At 70.4% G+C, this 18,445-nt stretch carries 20 protein-coding genes; 11 read left to right on the top strand and 9 right to left on the bottom strand.

Translation table 11 applies throughout. The features are described from left to right. Positions 1–3 precede the first annotated feature (3 nt). Positions 4–519 (bottom strand): TIGR04338 family metallohydrolase, encoded by a 516-nt coding sequence (locus tag ISO16_RS16680; protein WP_050036166.1) that lies wholly within the window; start codon positions 517–519, stop codon positions 4–6. Beyond that, positions 516–1,325 (bottom strand): DUF2786 domain-containing protein, encoded by an 810-nt coding sequence (locus tag ISO16_RS16675; RefSeq protein WP_072636698.1) that lies wholly within the window; start codon positions 1,323–1,325, stop codon positions 516–518. The genes ISO16_RS16680 and ISO16_RS16675 overlap by 4 nt, the downstream gene beginning before the upstream one ends. Positions 1,326–1,410: 85 nt before the next feature. Here ISO16_RS16675 and ISO16_RS16670 point away from each other — a divergent pair, with 85 nt between their 5' ends. From ISO16_RS16670 to ISO16_RS16645, 6 genes are all read left to right on the top strand, one after another. Then, a complete protein-coding gene (locus ISO16_RS16670) occupies positions 1,411–2,484 on the top strand; it encodes an ABC transporter ATP-binding protein (RefSeq protein WP_072636697.1) in 1,074 nt (357 codons plus the stop codon). 146 nt (positions 2,485–2,630) lie between these two features. Further along, positions 2,631–3,908, top strand: a complete 1,278-nt coding sequence (locus ISO16_RS16665) for an ABC transporter substrate-binding protein (RefSeq protein WP_006932272.1) — start codon at positions 2,631–2,633, stop codon at positions 3,906–3,908. Positions 3,909–3,922: 14 nt separating this feature from the next. Beyond that, the gene (locus ISO16_RS16660) at positions 3,923–5,005 is read left to right on the top strand and encodes a carbohydrate ABC transporter permease (RefSeq protein WP_029546719.1); all 1,083 of its coding nucleotides are present in this window, start codon (positions 3,923–3,925) and stop codon (positions 5,003–5,005) included. Further along, positions 5,002–5,853 carry a carbohydrate ABC transporter permease gene (locus ISO16_RS16655; RefSeq protein WP_006932281.1) on the top strand — a complete coding sequence of 284 codons (852 nt, stop codon included), beginning with the start codon at positions 5,002–5,004 and terminating at the stop codon, positions 5,851–5,853. Before ISO16_RS16660 ends, ISO16_RS16655 begins: the two co-directional genes overlap by 4 nt. Next, positions 5,850–6,047, top strand: a complete 198-nt coding sequence (locus ISO16_RS16650; RefSeq protein WP_006932283.1) for a hypothetical protein — start codon at positions 5,850–5,852, stop codon at positions 6,045–6,047. The genes ISO16_RS16655 and ISO16_RS16650 overlap by 4 nt, the downstream gene beginning before the upstream one ends. Positions 6,048–6,217: 170 nt before the next feature. Next, entirely contained in the window at positions 6,218–8,359 is a 2,142-nt protein-coding gene (locus ISO16_RS16645; RefSeq protein ID WP_072636696.1) for a transglycosylase domain-containing protein, read from the top strand. On the opposite strand, the gene ISO16_RS16640 is transcribed toward ISO16_RS16645, so the two are convergent. Then, positions 8,262–9,038 (bottom strand): TetR/AcrR family transcriptional regulator, encoded by a 777-nt coding sequence (locus tag ISO16_RS16640; protein ID WP_072636695.1) that lies wholly within the window; start codon positions 9,036–9,038, stop codon positions 8,262–8,264. The two genes, ISO16_RS16645 and ISO16_RS16640, sit on opposite strands and share 98 nt — an antisense overlap. Positions 9,039–9,154: 116 nt before the next feature. On the opposite strand from ISO16_RS16640, the gene ISO16_RS16635 reads away from it, so the two are divergent. After that, positions 9,155–9,874 (top strand): class I SAM-dependent methyltransferase, encoded by a 720-nt coding sequence (locus ISO16_RS16635; protein WP_072636694.1) that lies wholly within the window; start codon positions 9,155–9,157, stop codon positions 9,872–9,874. Here the strand turns inward: ISO16_RS16635 and ISO16_RS16630 are convergent. Then, positions 9,852–10,415, bottom strand: a complete 564-nt coding sequence (locus tag ISO16_RS16630) for a TetR/AcrR family transcriptional regulator (RefSeq protein ID WP_006932287.1) — start codon at positions 10,413–10,415, stop codon at positions 9,852–9,854. The two genes, ISO16_RS16635 and ISO16_RS16630, sit on opposite strands and share 23 nt — an antisense overlap. Before the next feature lie 82 nt (positions 10,416–10,497). Here ISO16_RS16630 and ISO16_RS16625 point away from each other — a divergent pair, with 82 nt between their 5' ends. From ISO16_RS16625 to ISO16_RS16615, 3 genes are read left to right on the top strand one after another with little or no spacing between them, the layout of a single operon-like run. Next, the gene (locus tag ISO16_RS16625; protein WP_029546715.1) at positions 10,498–11,748 is read left to right on the top strand and encodes an acyl-CoA dehydrogenase family protein; all 1,251 of its coding nucleotides are present in this window, start codon (positions 10,498–10,500) and stop codon (positions 11,746–11,748) included. Next, on the top strand, positions 11,745–12,815 hold the full coding sequence (locus ISO16_RS16620) for a phosphotransferase family protein (protein ID WP_043800920.1): 1,071 nt from the start codon (positions 11,745–11,747) through the stop codon (positions 12,813–12,815). The genes ISO16_RS16625 and ISO16_RS16620 overlap by 4 nt, the downstream gene beginning before the upstream one ends. Next, positions 12,812–13,564 carry an SDR family oxidoreductase gene (locus tag ISO16_RS16615; RefSeq protein WP_072636693.1) on the top strand — a complete coding sequence of 251 codons (753 nt, stop codon included), beginning with the start codon at positions 12,812–12,814 and terminating at the stop codon, positions 13,562–13,564. The genes ISO16_RS16620 and ISO16_RS16615 overlap by 4 nt, the downstream gene beginning before the upstream one ends. A gap of 96 nt (positions 13,565–13,660) precedes the next feature. On the opposite strand, the gene ISO16_RS16610 is transcribed toward ISO16_RS16615, so the two are convergent. The 5 genes from ISO16_RS16610 to ISO16_RS16590 form a co-directional block, all read right to left on the bottom strand. Continuing rightward, positions 13,661–14,749 (bottom strand): inositol-3-phosphate synthase, encoded by a 1,089-nt coding sequence (locus tag ISO16_RS16610; RefSeq protein WP_006932291.1) that lies wholly within the window; start codon positions 14,747–14,749, stop codon positions 13,661–13,663. Then, entirely contained in the window at positions 14,742–15,299 is a 558-nt protein-coding gene (locus ISO16_RS16605; RefSeq protein WP_006932293.1) for a PadR family transcriptional regulator, read from the bottom strand. Before ISO16_RS16605 ends, ISO16_RS16610 begins: the two co-directional genes overlap by 8 nt. A 120-nt stretch (positions 15,300–15,419) precedes the next feature. Then, positions 15,420–15,971 (bottom strand): hypothetical protein, encoded by a 552-nt coding sequence (locus ISO16_RS16600; RefSeq protein WP_230304375.1) that lies wholly within the window; start codon positions 15,969–15,971, stop codon positions 15,420–15,422. Further along, the gene (locus ISO16_RS16595) at positions 15,968–16,795 is read right to left on the bottom strand and encodes a DUF1707 SHOCT-like domain-containing protein (protein WP_072636691.1); all 828 of its coding nucleotides are present in this window, start codon (positions 16,793–16,795) and stop codon (positions 15,968–15,970) included. Before ISO16_RS16595 ends, ISO16_RS16600 begins: the two co-directional genes overlap by 4 nt. A gap of 23 nt (positions 16,796–16,818) precedes the next feature. Next, positions 16,819–17,649, bottom strand: a complete 831-nt coding sequence (locus ISO16_RS16590) for a DUF1707 SHOCT-like domain-containing protein (RefSeq protein ID WP_072636690.1) — start codon at positions 17,647–17,649, stop codon at positions 16,819–16,821. Positions 17,650–17,743: 94 nt separating this feature from the next. On the opposite strand from ISO16_RS16590, the gene ISO16_RS16585 reads away from it, so the two are divergent. Next, complete coding sequence (locus tag ISO16_RS16585) at positions 17,744–18,166, top strand: DUF5318 domain-containing protein (RefSeq protein WP_065923290.1); 423 nt, start codon at positions 17,744–17,746, stop codon at positions 18,164–18,166. Positions 18,167–18,445 lie beyond the last annotated feature (279 nt).

Below are 18,445 nucleotides of genomic sequence, written 5' to 3'. Positions count from 1 at the left end.
GTGTCATTCGCAGGCAGCGAAGCCGCAGGCGCGCAGGGCGAACGCCGCCTCGGGCCCGATGATCTCGCCGACCAGGGTCAGGAACCGGTCGACGAACGCGGGCCCGTGCGGCGGCTCCGCCGGATCGTCCGGATCGGACGCATCCAGATGGTGCGCCAGCTCGTGCAGCACCACCAGCTCGCGGAACGCCCACGCGGTGTTCGCGCGGTGCTCCGGGAGCGCGATTGTGGCGCAATCGCTTTCGTAGTGAGCGGCGGCATGGCCGGCGCGTGCCCGGACGCGCACCCGCACCGACGCCCGCGGCCAGCGCGCCCGCACCCAGTTCAGCGCCAGCACCGAGTCCACGTACGCCTGGACGGAATCGATGGAGGCGAAGCGCCGCTCCACCGGCAGGGTCACCTGCGACCCGGCCAGCTCCACCACCCGGAGTCCGCGCTCGTCGGCGCGGTCGAACATCTTGCGCACCAAGGACTCCGCCTCGTAGACGGCGGTCCTCTGGGTGTCGCGCAGGCGGGTCACCGCGGCAACCTCCGGGCCGGGACCGGCAGTTCCGGCGCCGTACCCAGGCGCGCCTGCCGTCCCGCCCGGTCCCCCGCGCGACGGGCGTCGGACGAGTGCCCCACCCCTACCCCCGGCCCGCGCCAGCTGCCGCGCGCCTCGGACGTGCTGCGGTAGAAGTCTCGCAGCTCGATCTGCTTGTCCCGCAGTGCCAGGTCCGTGCCCGGTGCGGCGGCCGCCGCCTCCTGCTCCGCGTCCTGCTTCGCCTCCGCGAGCCGCCGGCCGATCCGCGCCGCGAACGCCGACTGGAAGTTCAGCCGCGCGGTGACGGCCGCGACGGGCCGGCGCACCCGGGCCCGCACCCGCCGCCCCCCTCGGGTCTCGACCACCGTGCGCACCGTCGTCTCCTCCTTGTAGGTGCCCGAGCGCAGGTACGCGTCGGAGGCGCGGACCATCTGCACCAGCAGCGAGGAGTACAGCGCCTCGCACACGTCGATGTCGGAGGCGAAGCCGTAGGCGTAGATCACCGTCGACGTCGTGGTGATGTCACACTGGACGTCGTTGGCGGCGGCGATCGCCAGGAACAGCTGCGCGTACGTCCGCAACCCCTTCCGGCCGGCCTCGCCGATGGTGATCAGGCGCTGCACGGGGGTGGCCCGGCGCTCCCGGCCCGCCGTGTGGGCACGCGCCACCGCCAGATCCACCGACGCCGCCGTGGCCAGCCGCTGCGCGGCGGCGAGGAACGCGTCGGCCTCGTGGGGGTTGTCGGTGGATTCCGCCTGACGGAGCAGGCCACCGATGCGGGTCAGCATCTTCTCCGAACTCACCCAGGCAGGCTACGCCGTGGTGCCCTTTCGGACCCGTGGTGATCCGAAAGGACACCACGGCGACGGGGTCGCCTATTCTCCTGCCATGGCCCCAGTGACCTTCGACCACGCGACCTGTCTGTTCCCCGGGTCGACCACGCCTGCCGTCGACGCGTTGAACCTGGAGATCGAGGACGGCGAGTTCCTCGTCCTGGTCGGCCCGTCCGGCTGCGGCAAGTCCACCTCCCTGCGGATGCTCGCGGGACTCGAACAGGTGCACAGCGGACGCATCCTCATCGGCGGCCGCGACGTCACGGCGCAGGAGCCCAAGGACCGGGACATCGCGATGGTGTTCCAGAACTACGCCCTCTACCCGCACATGTCCGTCGCCGAGAACATGGGCTTCGCCCTCAAGCTCGCCAAGACGCCGAAGGCAGAGATCCGCGCGCGGGTCGAGGAGGTCGCGAAGATGCTCGACCTCGAGCAGTACCTCGACCGCAAGCCCAAGGCGCTGTCCGGTGGGCAGCGGCAGCGTGTCGCCATGGGCCGCGCCATCGTCCGCCAGCCGCAGGTGTTCCTGATGGACGAGCCGCTGTCCAACCTCGACGCGAAGCTGCGCGTGCAGACCCGCACCCAGATCGCGCAGCTGCAGCGCCGCCTCGGCACCACCACCGTCTACGTCACGCACGACCAGGTGGAGGCCATGACGATGGGCGACCGCGTCGCCGTGCTCGACAAGGGGATCCTGCAGCAGTGCGCGTCGCCGCGCGTGCTCTACAACAAGCCCGCCAACGTGTTCGTCGCCGGATTCATGGGCTCGCCGGCGATGAACCTGTTCAGGCTGCCGGTCTTCGACCGCGGGGTGATGCTCGGCGACACCGCCGTGCAGGTGCCGCGCGACGTCGTCGGCCAGGTCACCGAGTCGGAGGTGGTGGTCGGCATCCGTCCCGAGCATTTCGAGATCGCGCCCGACGGCCTGGGGATGGACGTCGACGTCGTCGAGGAACTCGGCTCCGACGCCTACATCTACGGCCGCGCCCAGATCGCCGGCCGCCCGCAGCAGGTCGTCGCGCGCGGGGACTGGCGCAATCCGCCCCACAAGGGCGAGCGGGTGCACCTGCGGTTCGACCCGGACCAGGTGCACGTCTTCACCACATCCGACGGCCGTCGCCTGGGCTGAGCCGAGCGGCAGGGCACGACACGGAACCGATCAAGGTCGCGCGGAATCCCTGCACTCCGGTGCCCTCCATGCCAGAGTAAGGGCCGATGTCGGTGGCCGGGTGCCGCCGACGAGGCTTTTCTCACGATCTCAACGGGGAGTCATTCATGATTCTGAACTCGAAGGCGATGCGCCGCGCGGCGGTCGCGGCGTCCGCCGCGTCGCTGCTGGTGCTCACGGCCTGTTCCTCCGACGGCGGCTCGGACTCGGGCAGCGAAGGGGGCACCGCCGCCGGCGGTGAGGGCCGCGGCCCCATCACGATCGTCGAGGGTCAGGATCCGCTGAACACGGCGCTCGAGAGCATCATCGCCGACTGGAACGCGGAGCACCCGGACGAGCAGGTCACCTTCAAGCCGCTGGGCAAGGAAGCGGACCAGCAGCGCGACGACATCACCCAGCGCATGCAGGCCCAGAGCGACGAGTACGACCTCATCGCCGTGGACGTCACCAACACCGCCGAGTTCGCGGCCAACGGCTGGCTGCGGCCGCTCGAGGGTGACTACGCGATCGAGACCGGCGGCCTGCTGCCCGCCACGGTCGACTCCGCCACCTACAACGGCACCCTGTACGCGGCGCCGAAGAACACCAACGGCGCGTTCCTGTACTACCGCACCGACCTGGTCGACAAGGCCCCCGCCACGTGGGCGGAGCTGAAGGAGCAGTGCCCGAAGGCGCAGGAGGCGGGCATCGACTGCTACGTCGGCCAGTTCAAGAACTACGAGGGCCTGACGGTCAACGTCTCCGAGATCGTCAACGCCTACGGTGGCAGCTTCGTCGCCGAGGACGGCACCACGCCGGCCATCGACGACAAGACCGCCGAGGGGCTGCAGTTCGTCGTCGACTCGTTCAAGGACGGGACCATCCCCGAGGCCGCGCAGACGTACACCGAGGGCGAGTCGCAGAACGCCTTCGGCGAGGGCCGCGCCCTGTTCATGCGCACCTGGCCGGGATTCTTCACCGACGGTGAGTCCTCGTCGGTCGCCGGCCGCTACGGCATCGCGGTGCTGCCCGGCGTGGACGGCCCCGGCGCCTCCACCCTGGGCGGCTACAACGTCGGCATCAGCGCGTTCTCCGATGCGCCGGCGACCGCCCGCGACTTCCTCGAGTTCATGCAGACGCGCAAGTCGCAGACCTACTACGCCGAGGCCGGTGGCGCGCCGGTCCTCGAGGAGGTCTACGACGACCCGCAGATCCTCGAGCAGTACCCGTACTTCGCGACGCTGAAGGAATCCCTGGCCAACGCGCAGCCGCGTCCGGTCACCCCGTACTACTCGCAGGTCTCCAAGGCCATCCGCGACAACGCCTACGCGGCGATCCGCGGTGAGAAGACGGTGGATCAGGCGCTCGCGGACACCAAGGCCGGCATCGAGACCGCCGGCAACTGATGCAGGAGTAGTACATGGCGAAGCCGCAGGTCGAGCCCGCGGACCAGTCGCCCACCACCACGGTCGGGACCGCAGTGATCGGTCCCGACCGTGGCCGTGGAGGCGGCCGGCACCGGGCTCCCGAGCCCCCCGAGCCGCCGGCCGCGGCAGTGAAGGCGCGCCGGCGGATACCGGTGTGGGCGTTCGTCGCGCCGACACTGGTCGTGCTGGCCGTCGTCATCCTGTATCCGCTCGGCCGGGCGGTGTGGATGTCGTTCCACGGCGACGCGAAGAAGCTCGATCCCGAGACGGGCCGGTTCGTCACCGGCGGCTTCGTCGGCGTCGAGAACTACGTCCGCTGGATCACGCAGAGCTGCGGCACCGCGACGGGCTCGATCCCGTGCCCGCCGGGCACCCTCGGCTCGCAGTTCTGGGGTTCGGTGGGCAACACCTTCTTCTTCACCGTGGTGACGGTGGCGCTGGAGACGGTCATCGGGTTCGCGATGGCGCTGGTGATGGCGAAGTCGTTCCGCGGTCGCGGCCTGCTGCGCGCGTCGGTGCTGGTGCCGTGGGCGATCCCCACCGCGGTCACCGCGAAGCTGTGGTTCTTCATCTTCGCCAACGACGGCATCGCCAACCAGATCCTCGGCACCGAGATCCTGTGGACGGCCGACCCGTGGCCCGCGCGGTTCGCGATCATCGTCGCCGACGTGTGGAAGACCGCTCCGTTCATGGCGCTGCTCATCCTGGCCGGGCTGCAGATGATCCCGTCGGACGTGTACGAGGCCGCCAAGGTCGACGGCGCGTCCGCCTGGCAGCGGTTCACCCAGATCACGCTGCCGCTGGTGAAGCCGGCGCTCATGGTCGCGATCCTGTTCCGCACGATGGACGCGCTGCGCATGTACGACCTGCCCGCCATCATGATGGGCTCCAACCCGGCCACCTCCACCATCTCGGTGCTGGTGGTCGACCAGATGCGCCAGGGCGCGAACTCCGCGTCGGCCCTGTCGACGATCACGTTCCTCATCATCTTCGCGGTGGCGTTCGTCCTGGTCCGGTTCCTCGGCGCCAACGCGGTGCGCACGCAGGAAGAACAGCGGAAGGGGACCCCGGCATGAGCCGACCGGGCACCGGCAAGGCCCTGCGCGGCAGCATCGGCACCTACGCCGGCGTCGCACTCATCGTCGTGTGGGGCCTGGCCCCGTGCTACTGGATGATCGTCACCGCGCTGCGCGACCCGGCGGACACGTTCAGCACCACGCCGTGGCCGACGAACCCGACGCTGCAGAACTTCGCGGACGCCCTGGACCCGTCCGCGAAGGTCAACTTCTCCCGGGCGCTGCTCAACAGCGTGATCATCGCCGGGGCCACCACCGCGATCGCGCTGCTGGTCGGTGTCTTCACCGCCTACGCGCTGTCCCGGTTCGACTTCCGCGGCAAGTACTTCGTCACCGGCATCATCCTCGGCGCATCGATGTTCCCCGTCGTCGCACTGGTGACGCCGCTGTTCCAGCTGTTCACCGACATCGGCTGGATCGGCAGCTACAAGGCCCTGATCATCCCGAACATCTCGTTCGTACTGCCGCTGACGATCTACACGCTGACCTCGTTCTTCTCCGAGCTGCCCTGGGAGCTCGAGGAGGCCGCCCGCATGGACGGCGCCAGCCGGGGCCAGGCGTTCCGGATGATCATGCTGCCGCTCGCGGCGCCGGCGCTGTTCACCACCGCGATCCTCGCGTTCATCGCGACCGTCAACGAGTTCCTGCTCATGTCGCAGCTGTCGAGCGAGAAGACCGCCCCGGTGACCGTGGCGATGGCCCGGTTCACCGGGACCGACCCGTATGTGACGCCGTATGCGTCGATCATGGCGGGCGGCACCCTGGTGATGGTGCCGCTGGTGGTGATGGTGCTGATCTTCCAGCGTCGCATCATCGCAGGCCTGACCGCCGGCGGCGTCAAGTCGTGAGCCGCCGGCCGTCGCGCCGGCAGCGGCTCGAGCTGCTGCTCGGGTTCCTGACCATGGTCACGCTGCTGGCGCTGGTCGGTGCGGTCGCCGAGCTGCTGTCCGCCTCGCCCGGGGTGGTCCCGTCGCTGGTGCTGCTCGGGTGCGTGGCGGCGTGGGGGCTGACGTTCCGGGCCTGGCGGCGCGCGGGCTCCTGAGGGGTGCCGTATCGCCGCAGCTCGGAGGCGGTTTCTCCGCCGGGGCGCGCGGGCAGGGCGGTGTCCGCGCGGCCTGCGGTACCCGTCACATCGGGACGGAACTCCGTACCATGCGATCGAGAGGGTGCGATCATTCGTCGGACCCGGATCTTTCCGAGAAAGTGGTACGTGTGAGTTCTACGACCCCGTCGAACCCCCAGCACAGGAAACCCACCGCCGCTGCGAAAGCGCGGCGGTGGCGCATCGTCGGCAACATCGCGCTCGCCGTGGTGGCCGTTCTGGTGCTCGTGCCGGCGCTCGCGTTCGCGGTGGCGTACATGTCGACGGACGTGCCCCGCCCGTCGGACATGAGGACCAATCAGGTCGCGACGGTCTACGCCGCGGACGGTACCACCGAGCTGAGCCGGATCGTGCCACCCGAGGGCAACCGTGTCGAGGTCGACCTCGCGGAGATCCCGGAGCACGTGCGCAACGCCGTGCTCTCGGCCGAGGACCGCAACTTCTACAGCAACCCGGGCTTCTCGGTCAGCGGCTTCGCCCGCGCGGCCCGCGACAACGTGCTCGGCAAGGAAACCGCCGGCGGCGGGTCCACCATCACCCAGCAATACGTCAAGAACGTGCTCGTCGGCGCCGACCGGACCGTCACCCGCAAGATGCGGGAGTTGGTGATCTCGACGAAGATGGCCAGGCAGTGGTCCAAGGACGAGATCCTGCAGTCGTACCTGAACACCATCTACTTCGGCCGCGGCGCCTACGGCATCGCCGCCGCCGCGCAGGCGTACTTCGGCAAGCCGGTCGGGGAGCTGTCGGTGGCCGAGGGCGCTGTGCTCGCCGGAGTGATCCAGACCCCGTCGGCGCTCGACCCCGAGTTCAACCGGCCGGCGATCGAGGCGCGCTGGAAGTACGTCCTCGACGGCATGGTCGAGATGGGCGAGCTCGACACCGCCGAACGCGACGCCCAGGAGTTTCCTCCGACGGTGCCGGCCGCGCAGGCGACACAGGCCAACGAGGCCGGCGGGCCGGAGGGGCTGCTGCGCACCCAGGTGATCCGCGAGCTCGAGGCGGCGGGCATCAGCGGCCAGGTGCTCAGCACCGAGGGCCTGCAGATCACGACGACGATCGATCCGCGGGCGCAGCAGGCGGCGATCGACTCGGCTCGCGAGACCCTCGAGGGCGAACCGGCGAACCTGCGCACGGCCGTCGTGTCGATCGATCCGCGCACCGGCGCGGTCCGGGCGTACTACGGCGGCGAGGAGGGCGCCGGGTTCGACTTCGCGCAGGCACCCGTGCAGACCGGCTCGGCGTTCAAGGTGTTCGGCCTCGTCGCGGCGCTGAAGGACGGCATCGGCCTGAACGCCCGGTTCAGCAGCGCTCCGCTGACCGTCGGCAATCTCGAGATCGGCAACGTCGAGGGCGAGTCGTGCGGCGTGTGCACCATCGCCGAGGCGCTGAAGCGGTCGCTGAACACCAGCTTCTACCGGCTGATGCTGGCCATGGAGGACGGGCCGCAGAAGATCGCCGACGCCGCCCACGAGGCCGGCATCCCGCTCGAGATTCCCGGCATCGAGGGCCCCACGCTCAGCCACAACGGCGGCGCGCCGGAGGGCGGCATCGTGCTCGGCCAGTACCAGTCGCGGGTGATCGACATGGCGTCGGCGTACGCCACGCTCGCCGCGTCGGGGACCTACCACCAGCCGTACTTCGTGCAGCGGGTCGTCAACGCGGAGGGCGAGGTGCTGCTGGACCGGCCCGCGTCCCCGGGCGAGCAGCGCCTCGACCCGGCCGTCGCGGACAACGTCACGCAGGCGATGCAGCCGATCGCCGCGTACTCGCGCGGACACGCGCTCGCGGGCGGGCGGCCGTCGGCGGCGAAGACCGGGACCACCCAGCTCGGTGACACCGGCCTGAACAAGGACGCCTGGATGGTCGGGTACACCCCGTCGCTGTCGACCGCGGTGTGGGTCGGCACGCCGGACGGCACCGCGATCACGAACAGCTGGGGCGGGTCGATCTACGGTTCGATGCTGCCGTCGGACATCTGGAAGGGCACGATGGACGGCGCCCTCGAGGGCACCGAGGTCGAGAGCTTCCCGTGGCCCGAGCCGATCGGCGGGCAGGCGGGCGTGCCCGTCGACACCGGGGTGACGGCCCCCTCGAACAACGTCCCGGCGCCCGTGCAGCTGCCCCAGCTGCAGCTGCCGGAGCTGCCGCCGATCACGATCCCGGCGCCGCCGGTGGAGCTGCCGCCGGAGATCCAGGTGCCGCAGCAGATCGAGGTCCTGCCGGGCGTGACGATCCAGATTCCCGGATAGGTGATGGCGCCGCCGTGGGGGTGAGCGGCACCTCCGCCGTGGGGGTGAGCGGCACCGCCGCCGTGGGGGTGAGCGGCACCGCCGCCGTGGGGGTGAGCGGTACCGCCGCCGGACCCCCGGGTCGGACCGGCCCGGGGTCCGAGAGACGCCACGGCCGCGCCGCGGCCTCGAACGTGGCGAACGCCTGCGCGGCCGTCAGCTCGCCCGCGGCGACAGGACCGAACAGGCCGACGATCCCCCACGCGAGGAACCGCACCGCCGGATCGCACTCCGCCTCCCCCGCCTCGCGCTGTTCGCGCAGGTGGCCGGCGAGGACCTCGTGGACCATGTGGGTGGTGGCGCGCACGAGCACGGCGTCGCTGCGCCGGCCGGCCAGCGCCTCGTACAACCGCGGGTGCTGCTCGCACAGGTCGAACACGGTGCGCACCGGTCCCCACGGCGTCCGCCGTCCCCGAGCGCGTTCCTCGACGGCCCGCTGCACATATTCGGTGCAGCTGACCACCAGCAGGTCGTCCTTGTCGCGGAAGTGGTGGTAGAACGTGGAGCGGCCGACGTCGGCGCGATCGAGGATGTCGCGGACGGAGACGCGGTCGTAGCCCTTCTCGGTGAGCAACTCGATCAGGGCTCGGTGCAGTTCGTTGCGGGTCCGTCGGACCCGGCGGTCCTCGGTGGGCGGCACGGGTTCTCCTGCGGTCGTCGGCGTTACCGCACATTGTGCGCCCGAGTGTCCGGAACCGGACACTTTCCGGGGTTTCGCTCCTGGCGTCGCGCGGCGACCGTCGTAACCATGGAGCCATGAGACACAACGACTTCCAGCGACAGTCCACCGTCCACGACGACGGACCGGGGGTGCTGATCACCCGGGTCCGTGGTTATGCCGCCTTCAACACGATCTTCTTCGCCGGTCGGCGATCGCGGGTCGACGCCGCGGCGGCGGACCTGCTCGGCCTCCAGCGCGGGCAGGCCGTTCTCGACATCGGTTGCGGACCGGGGGCATTCGCCCGCGTTCTGGCCGAGCGGGTCGGTCCCACGGGGCACGTGGTGGGGGTGGACCCGTCGCGGCAGATGATCGACCACGCGACCGCACGGGCGCGAAGGCTGCCCCACTGCGAGTTCCGCGTCGGTACGGCGCAGGAGCTCGACGACCCCGACGAGTCGTTCGACGCGGTGACCGCGACGTTCTCGATGCACCACATCCCCGAAGGCCGGCGCGACGACGCGCTGGCCCAGTTCTTCCGGGTGCTCCGTCCGGGCGGCCGGTTGCTGCTCGCCGACATGTACCCCACCGACCGGATCCGCCCGATCACGGTGCGGGTCCTGACCCGTGCGATGCGCCACCGTCACGACGAGGCCGGCGCATCGGACGTCGCCCGGGCGGTCGACCCGATCGCCGCCGTCGACGTCCGCAACTACGCCGGCGCACTGCGGAGGGCCGGATTCGACGAGCCGGCCTTCCACGAGATCCGGCCGTCGACCGGCTGCCTGGTGGCGGTCAGACCCGGTCCTCGCGGATGAGCCGGACGGCATGGTCGACGACGTCGTCGACCGACACGGACGGCTCGGCGGTCCGGTCGATCGAGAGCGACTCGACCATCGCCCACCAGCCCCGCAACCGCATGATCGTCCATGCGTCGCCCTCGGTGCCGAGCGCGGTCAGGGTCCGTTCGACCATGGTGCCCCGCATGGCCTCGCGGATCTCCCGGATCTGTGGGTCGGCGCCGAATCCGCCGTGGAACAGCGCCTGATAGTTCTGCCCGTGCCGGTCGATGAACGAGACGAAGGCATACACGACGGCGCGCAACGGATCGGTGTCGTCGGGATCGGGGACCGCGGCCCGCAGCAGGCGCCGCGCGGCCGCGGCCACGACGGCGACGTAGAAGTCCTGTTTGGTGGGGAAGTAGCGGAACAGCAGACCCCGGGAGATCCCGGCGATCTCGGCGACCCGGTCGACGGACAACGCATGGATGGGCCGGGCGGCCAGTTCCTGCAGGCCGATGGCGACGAGCTGGCGTTTGCGTTCCTCCGGAGGCAGGCGCCGCCGCTTCTCGGTGCTCACGGATGGTCCCTCCCTCTTGATGGTGTGCTGCGCGCCCGGCTAGTCTAACTAAGCATTGCTCAGTTAGAGCCACGGAGGCCTCATGGATTTCGGTCAATCGGAACGCTCGCGCGAGTACCTCGAGCGGCTGCGCAGCTTCGTCGCCACCGAGGTGGTGCCCGTGGAGGAGAGGCTGCGCCGGGAGCGGGTCGCCCCCTTCGCGGCGCGCGGCGACAGCTCGGGTGCCGCGACGTGGTCGGTGCCCGACGAGTTCCGCGAACTGCAGCGCAAGGCCCGCGCCCAGGGCCTGTGGAACCTCTTCCTCCCCGATTCCGAACTCGGTGCGGGCCTGTCGAACGTCGAATACGCCCCCCTGGCGGAGGAGATGGGCCGCTCCCCGTTCCGGTCGTCGATCTTCAACTGCGACGCCCCGGACACCGGCAACATGGAGGTGCTCTACCACTACGGCAGCCCCGAACAGAAGGAACGCTGGCTGCGTCCCCTCCTCGACGGCGAGATCCGCTCGGCGTTCTGCATGACCGAGCCCGGTGTCGCGTCCTCGGACGCGACGAACATGGCGGCCACCGCCGTCGTCGAGGGCGACGAGGTGGTGCTCAACGGAAGCAAGTGGTGGAGCACGGGCATCGGCAGCCCCGACTGCAAGATCCTCATCTTCATGGGCCTCACCGACCCGCACGCACCCAAGCACCAGCAGCACTCGATGGTGCTGGTGCCGATCGACACCCCCGGGGTGAAGGTCGAGCGGATGCTGTCCGCCATGGGCTTCTACGACGAGCCCGGCGGCCACGGCGAGGTGTCGTTCACCGACGTGCGCCTGCCGCTCGACGCGATCATCGCCGGCCCTGGCCGCGGATTCGAGATCGCCCAGGGCCGCCTCGGTCCCGGCCGCGTCCACCACTGCATGCGCCTGATCGGGCTCGCCGAGCACGCCCTCGAACTCGCCTGCCGCCGGGGCCTCGACCGCGTCGCGTTCGGCAAGCCCCTGGTCAACCTCGGCGGCAACCGCGAGCGCATCGCCGACGCCCGCATCGCGATCAATCAGCTGCGGCTGCTCGTGCTGCACACCGCCTGGCTGCTCGACACCCAGGGCCTGTCCGGCGCGCGTTCCGCCGTCTCCGAGATCAAGGTCGCCACCCCGCGCGTGGTGCAGCAGGTGATCGACTTCGCGATCCAGATCCATGGCGGCGCAGGTCTTTCGGACGACTTCCCGCTCGCCGGTGCCTGGACGGCCGCGCGGGCGCTGCGCCTGGCCGACGGCCCCGACGAGGTGCATCAGGGCCTGGTGGCCCGCTTCGAGCTCGGCAAGTACAACAACCCGGAGGGGCGCAAGTGACGATTCCCGACAACGCCCGCGCCGTCCGCGACGAGGACGCCTTCGACGTCGCGGCCGTCGCGGCCTGGCTCGGCGAGCACGCCGGCATCGCCGGGACCCCCGAGGTCCACCAGTTCTCCGGTGGCGCTTCGAATCTCACCTATCTGTTGCGCTACCCCGACCGGGACCTCGTGCTGCGCCGGCCGCCGGTGGGAGCCAAGCCGTCCTCCGGTCACGACATGGTCCGCGAGTACCGCATCCAGTCGCTGCTCGCGCCCGCCTACCGGTACGTGCCGCGCATGGTCGGCCTGTGCACCGACCACAGCGTGCTCGGCAGCGACTTCTACGTGATGGAGCGGGTACCGGGGACGATCCTGCGGGCGAACCCGCCGGCCGAGCTCGACCTGACACCCGAGCGCACCCGCACGCTGTGCCTGCGGATCGTCGACCTGCTCGTCGAACTGCACGGCGTCGACCCCGCGTCCACGGGTCTGAGCGAATTCAGTCGCGGCTCGGGGTATGTCGCGCGCCAGGTCGCGGGATGGACCGCGCGCTACGAGAAGGCGCGCACCGAGAACGTCCCGGACTTCGCGCGGGTCACCAAGTGGCTGGACGAGACCCAGCCCGCCGACGTGGCATCGGCGGTCATCCACGGGGACTTCCGGCTCGACAACGTGGTGCTCGACGAGCACGACCCGCTGCAGCCCGTCGCGGTGCTGGACTGGGAGCTGGCCACCGTCGGCGATCCGCTCATGGACCTCGGCTCGTCCCTCGCCTACTGGGTGCAGGCGGACGACGATCCGATGCTGGTCGCCACCAAGCGGCAGCCGTCGGACCTGCCGGGCATGCTCACCCGCCGCGAGATCGTCGACTACTACTCGCAGAAGACCGGCCTCGCCGTGGACAACTGGGGCTTCTACGAGGTTTTCGGGCTCTTCCGGCTCGCGGTGATCGCCCAGCAGATCTACTACCGCTACCACCACGGGCAGACCACCAACCCGGCATTCAAGGACTTCTGGGTGATCGTCGGCTACCTGGACTCGCGGTGCAACACGCTGATCGACGAGATCGAGGGGGGACGCGCATGAGCACGCGGAGGAACATCCTGATCACCGGCGCGAGCTCCGGCCTCGGCGCCGGCATGGCCCGCGAATTCGCCGCGCGGGGACGCAACCTCGCCCTCGCGGCGCGACGGATCGAGCGACTCGAGGAGTTGCGCGACGAACTGCTCGCGAAGCACCCGGGCATCACCGTCGCGGTGCGGCGGCTCGACGTGGACCGGCACGAGGACGTGTTCACGGTGTTCCGGGAGCTCGACGACGAACTCGGCGGCCTCGACCGGGTGATCGTCAACGCGGGCCTGGGCAAGGGACAGCCGCTGGGCACGGGCTACTTCCGCGCCAATGCGCAGACGGCGAACACCAATTTCCTGGGCGCGCTGGCGCAGAGCGAGGCCGCCCTCGAGCTCATGCGCCCCCGCAACGCCGGTCACGTGGTGCTGATCTCGTCGGTGAGTGCGGTGCGCGGGATGCCGCGCAATCTCACGACGTACGCGGCGTCGAAGGCCGCCGTCGCGGCGCTCGGCGAGGGCATGCGTGCGGACCTGGCCCGCACGGGCATCCGGGTGAGCACGATCTTCCCGGGGTTCATCCGCTCGGAGATCAACGAGAAGGTCGAGAACGTGCCGTTCATCGTCGACACCGAGACCGGGTGCCGCGCGCTGGCGGCCGCGATCGAGAAGGAACCGCACAAGGCGTACGTCCCGAGCTGGCCGTGGACGCCGCTCGCCTATGCGATGAAGGTGCTGCCGCTGTCCGTCGTCAGCCGGATGGTGTGAGTTCCCGCCCCCGACGCGAAGTGGCCGAATGTCACATTCCTTCAGTTGGATCGAAGGAATGTGACATTCGGCCACAGAGGCGGTGGAAGCCGCGGATCAGGCGTCGGCGCCGATGATGAAGGCCTCGAGCTCGGCGCGAGCCTTGTCGTCGGCCATCTGGACCGGCGGGGACTTCATCAGGTAGGCGGAGGCCGGCAGCACGGGGCCGCCGATGCCGCGGTCCTTGGCGATCTTCGCGGCGCGGATGGCGTCGATGATGATGCCGGCCGAGTTGGGCGAGTCCCACACCTCGAGCTTGTACTCGAGGTTCAGGGGCACGTCACCGAAGGCGCGGCCCTCGAGGCGGACGTACGCCCACTTGCGGTCGTCGAGCCAGCCGACGTGGTCGGACGGGCCGATGTGGACGTCGTTGGCGCCCATCTCCTTCTTGAGGTTGGAGGTGACGGCCTGGGTCTTGGAGATCTTCTTCGACTCGAGGCGCTCACGCTCGAGCATGTTCTTGAAGTCCATGTTGCCGCCGACGTTGAGCTGCATGGTGCGGTCGAGCTGCACACCGCGGTCCTCGAACAGCTTCGCCATCACGCGGTGGGTGATGGTGGCGCCGACCTGCGACTTGATGTCGTCGCCGACGATCGGGACGCCGGCCTCGGTGAACTTGGCGGCCCACTCCGGGTCGGAGGCGATGAACACGGGCAGCGCGTTGACGAAGGCGACGCCGGCGTCGATGCAGCACTGGGCGTAGAACTTGTCGGCCTCTTCGGAACCGACGGGCAGGTAGGACACGAGCACGTCGACCTTCGCGTCCTTCAGCGCCTGCACGACGTCCACGGGCTCGGCCTCGGAGAGCTCGATGGTCTCGGCGTAGTACTTGCCGATGCCGTCGAGGGTGTGGCCGCGCTGGACGGTGACGCCGCTCGGCGGCACGTCGGCGATCTTGATGGTGTTGTTCTCGCTGGCGAAGATCGCCTCGGAGAGGTCGAAGCCGACCTTCTTCGCGTCCACGTCGAACGCGGCGACGAACTGGACGTCGCGCACGTGGTACCGGCCGAACTCGACATGCATCAGGCCCGGAACGGTGGTGCCCGCCTCCGCGTCCTTGTAGTACTCGACGCCCTGGACCAGGGACGAGGCACAGTTCCCCACGCCTACAATGGCCACGCGCACCGAGGTGCTGTTCTCACCCATGGTCGGGTTCTCCTTCTGTGTTGCGTTGTGCTGTCGACTGCTCGGCGGCGATCAATTCGTTGAGCCAGCGGACCTCGCGCTCGCTCGACTCGAGCCCGAGCTGATGAAGCTGACGGGTGTAGCGGTCCAAGGTGCCGCTCGCCCGCCCGATTGCGTCGCGGAGCCCCTCTCTGCGCTCCTCGACCTGGCGGCGCCTGCCCTCGAGGATCCGCATCCGCGCCTCGGCGGGGGTGCGGCTGAAGAAGGCGAGGTGCACGCCGAAACCGTCGTCGGTGTAGTTCTGCGGCCCGGTGTCGGCCACCAGCTCGGAGAAGCGCTTACGGCCCTCCGGGGTGAGCTGGTACACGCGACGGGCTCGTCGCATGACGGTGCCGGGTGCTCCCGAGTCCTCCTCGATGAGTCCGTCGGCCTGCATACGTCGCAGCGTCGGGTAGAGGGAACCGTAGGAAAAGGCGCGGAACGCGCCGAGCAGTCCGGTCAGTCGTTTGCGGAGCTCGTAGCCGTGCATGGGCGACTCGAGGAGCAGCCCGAGGATTGCCAGCTCGAGCAAAGGGCCTCCTCCACCGTGTCGATGAACTTATCCGAGTGATGCGATTGTCGATTATATCGCACCGATATATAGGACGATACTGGAGCGGAGTGCATGTAACAACGGGTATCGGTAAATCGGTCAGGGTTCGTACGGGAACACCGCGATCGGCGTGCCGTCGAACGCGAAGACGAGATGCCCGCCCTGATCGGTGCCGGGACGCTGCGCGTGGACCACGACCGTGGCCCGGCCCTCGTCGTCGACGTCGACGCCGACCTGCTCCACCCGGCCGTCGGGCACCCGCAGCGTCGCGGGAGCGCCGAGGATCATCTCCGACACCGCGACCAGGTCCAGGCCCGCCAGATCGAAGGCCACCGCATCCGACGGCCGGGTACTCGGACTGCTCCACGAGTCGAACTCGCCGTCGAAGGTGTACGAGAGATACCGGTGCGGATCGCCGGCCACCGCCCGGTCGAACGACGCATGCGCCGGGAACAGGGTCAGGTCGTCGACCAGCGTGTCGCCGAACTCGGCCCGATAGTCCTCGACGAACCGAGCCAGCCCCTGCGGCGACGTCAGGTCCGGCAGCGGCTCCGGCCCGTCCGCCGCGTTCCCGACGACTCCCGCCAGCGCGCCCGTCACGGCCCCCACCGCGACGGTCGTCGCCGCGATCACCACACGCCGGGCCCTCACCGGGTCCCCCGGTTCTCGAACCGATGCAGCTCGATCAGTTCGCCCTGCGGCGTCACCTCGAGGAATCCGGTCTCGCCCGCCGTGTTGCGCACGAAGATGCGCACCGACGGCTGGTCGTACGAGAAGCCGACGGAGATGTGGCCGACCGTGCCGTCCGGCACGCCGACGCTCTGCGGCGCCCCCGCGACGTAGCGGGCGATCTCGTCGACGTCCAGCGTCGCCAGGTCGACCACCGGGGTGTCCACGGCGCGGGTCCGGGGCGCATGGTCCGGGTCGAAACCGCCGCGGTAGGTGTACGACACCATGCGGTCCGGGACGTCGGGGACGGAGCGGGTGATGCTCGCGTGCTGCTCGAAGAAGTCCACCTTGTCGACGAGCGCGTCCCCGAACGCCGCCAGGTGATCGGCCCGGTACTGCTCGAGGCCCGCCCGGGTCACCAGGCTCGGCGTCGGCACCACGACCGGTCGCAGCGCCGCCGGGTCGAGGTACAGCGCCTGCTGCGCCCCGGCGGGTGGCGGGTCGGCGCGCACCCAGCGGAACGTCGCCACCCCCGCCACCACCGCCGCCGTCACCACGGCCCCGGCGAACACCCAGGGACCCCAGGCGCGGACCCGTGCCGCGGCGGCGGCGTCCGGGCTCGCCTGCAGGTCGGCGACCAGTTCGTCGAGCTCGCCGAGCGTGTCCGCCGCACCGGCGCGCGCATCCCGGACCTCGTGCTCGGCGCCCGAGAGCTGACCGTCCGCATACGCCGCGTCGAGCCGCGCCCGGACCGCAGCCCGATCGGCGTCGCGTGCCCTGGTGGAAGGCGAATGGCGGCCGATCATGCGGGAGATCGTAACGACGCAGCTCAGAACACGCCCAGCACGCCGCCGTCGAACAGAATCTTCACGTACCGCGTGCCGTCGCCGGACTCGATGTAGATGGTCACCGCCGGGGTGCCGTCGTGGGCGAACGACACGTGCGAGACCGTGCCGCCGGGCAGGCCGACCAGCGCGGGCGCCTCCGCGATCCGGGCGGTCACGGCCCCCGCATCGACCGCGCCGAGGTCGAAGTCCTGGTAGCCGGGGAAGCGCTGCACCGTCACCGGTTGGGCCCGCAGTGCCCCACCCGCGTAGGTGTAGGTCGCGATCCGGCCCGGCTCGTCCGGCAGCGCCCGTTCGATGTGGGCCCGCTCCGGACGGAGGACCAGCCGGTACACGACCGTGTCGCCGAAGCGGTCCCGCACCGCCGCAAGAACCGCCTCGAACCCGCCGGGCTCGAGCGGCCGGACCGGGGTCACCACGATCGGATCGACACCGTCGTCGGGGACCGCCACCGGCGCGGCGGGCTGCTCCCGCACCGCCGCGGGTCCCGGCGCCGGGCCGTCCCCATCCGACAGCATCACCGCCGCGCCGGCCGCCGCAGCCGCCACCGCGACCGTCACGGCGGCGGCCCGGCGCAGACCGGGCCGGCGGCCCGGCGGCGGCGCTGCGAGGTCCCCGGAATCCTCCGGTGGCTGCAGGTCGCGGACCAGTTCCGCGAGCTCGCCCAGCGTCTTTGCGGACATCGCCCGGGCCGTCCGATCCCGGTGCTCCCCGAAATCGAGCTGGCCGTCGGTGTAGGCGGTGTCGAGACGGCCACAGACCAGTGCCCGGTCGATGTCGCGTGCCCGCGTTCGCGGCGTGTGTCGGCTCACCACCCGGGCAGCCTAGAACGCCCGATATGGGCGCGTCGCGCAGTCGCGCGCCCCACACCCCGCCCACCCACGTGCCGTCCGCACGTACTCTGGACCCGTGCGGATACAGCGGCAGGTGGTGGACTACGCGCTGCAGCGCAGGTCGCTGCTCGCCCAGGTCTACTCGGGGCGGACCGGCGTCGCAGAGGTGTGCGACGCCAGCCCCTACCTGCTCCGCGCCGCCAAGTTCCACGGTCGGGGCAGTGACGTGGTCTGCCCGATCTGCCGCAAGGAGCAGCTGACACTCGTGTCGTGGGTGTTCGGCGACAAGCTCGGCCCGGTGTCCGGGTCGGCCCGCACCGCGGAGGAACTGGTCCGCCTGGCCGCCAGCCAGGAGGAGTTCTCCGTCCACGTGGTCGAGGTGTGCCGCACGTGCAGCTGGAACCACCTTGTCCAGTCCTATGTCCTGGGGGCGGAACCCGCGCCCAAGCGGCCCCGCCGCAGGTCGACCGGCCAGAGCCGCCGCACCGCGAGCGAGTGAGCCGTGCGCGACCCCTGCTGAACCGCCCCGTCACCGCGGACCCCGTCCCCGGTGACTCCGTCCCCCTGTGACACTGCACTGCCCGAAGAACACTGCACTGCCCGAACGCGCGCTGCCCGACGAGACCGAAGTCTGCAGACGTGAAACGAGGACGCGTGCCACCGCGTCCGCGCTACCGGTTGGAGATGAGTACGTGAGTTCCCCCCACAACGATCCGCAGGGCGAACGGCCGAGGCCGCCGCACGGGAACGGACCGGCAGGTCCCCCGCCGCCGCGGCG

The organism is Rhodococcus sp. M8 (genome assembly GCF_015654185.1).
GTDB lineage: Bacteria > Actinomycetota > Actinomycetes > Mycobacteriales > Mycobacteriaceae > Rhodococcus > Rhodococcus aetherivorans.
This window is presented reverse-complemented; position numbering and strand designations above follow the sequence as displayed.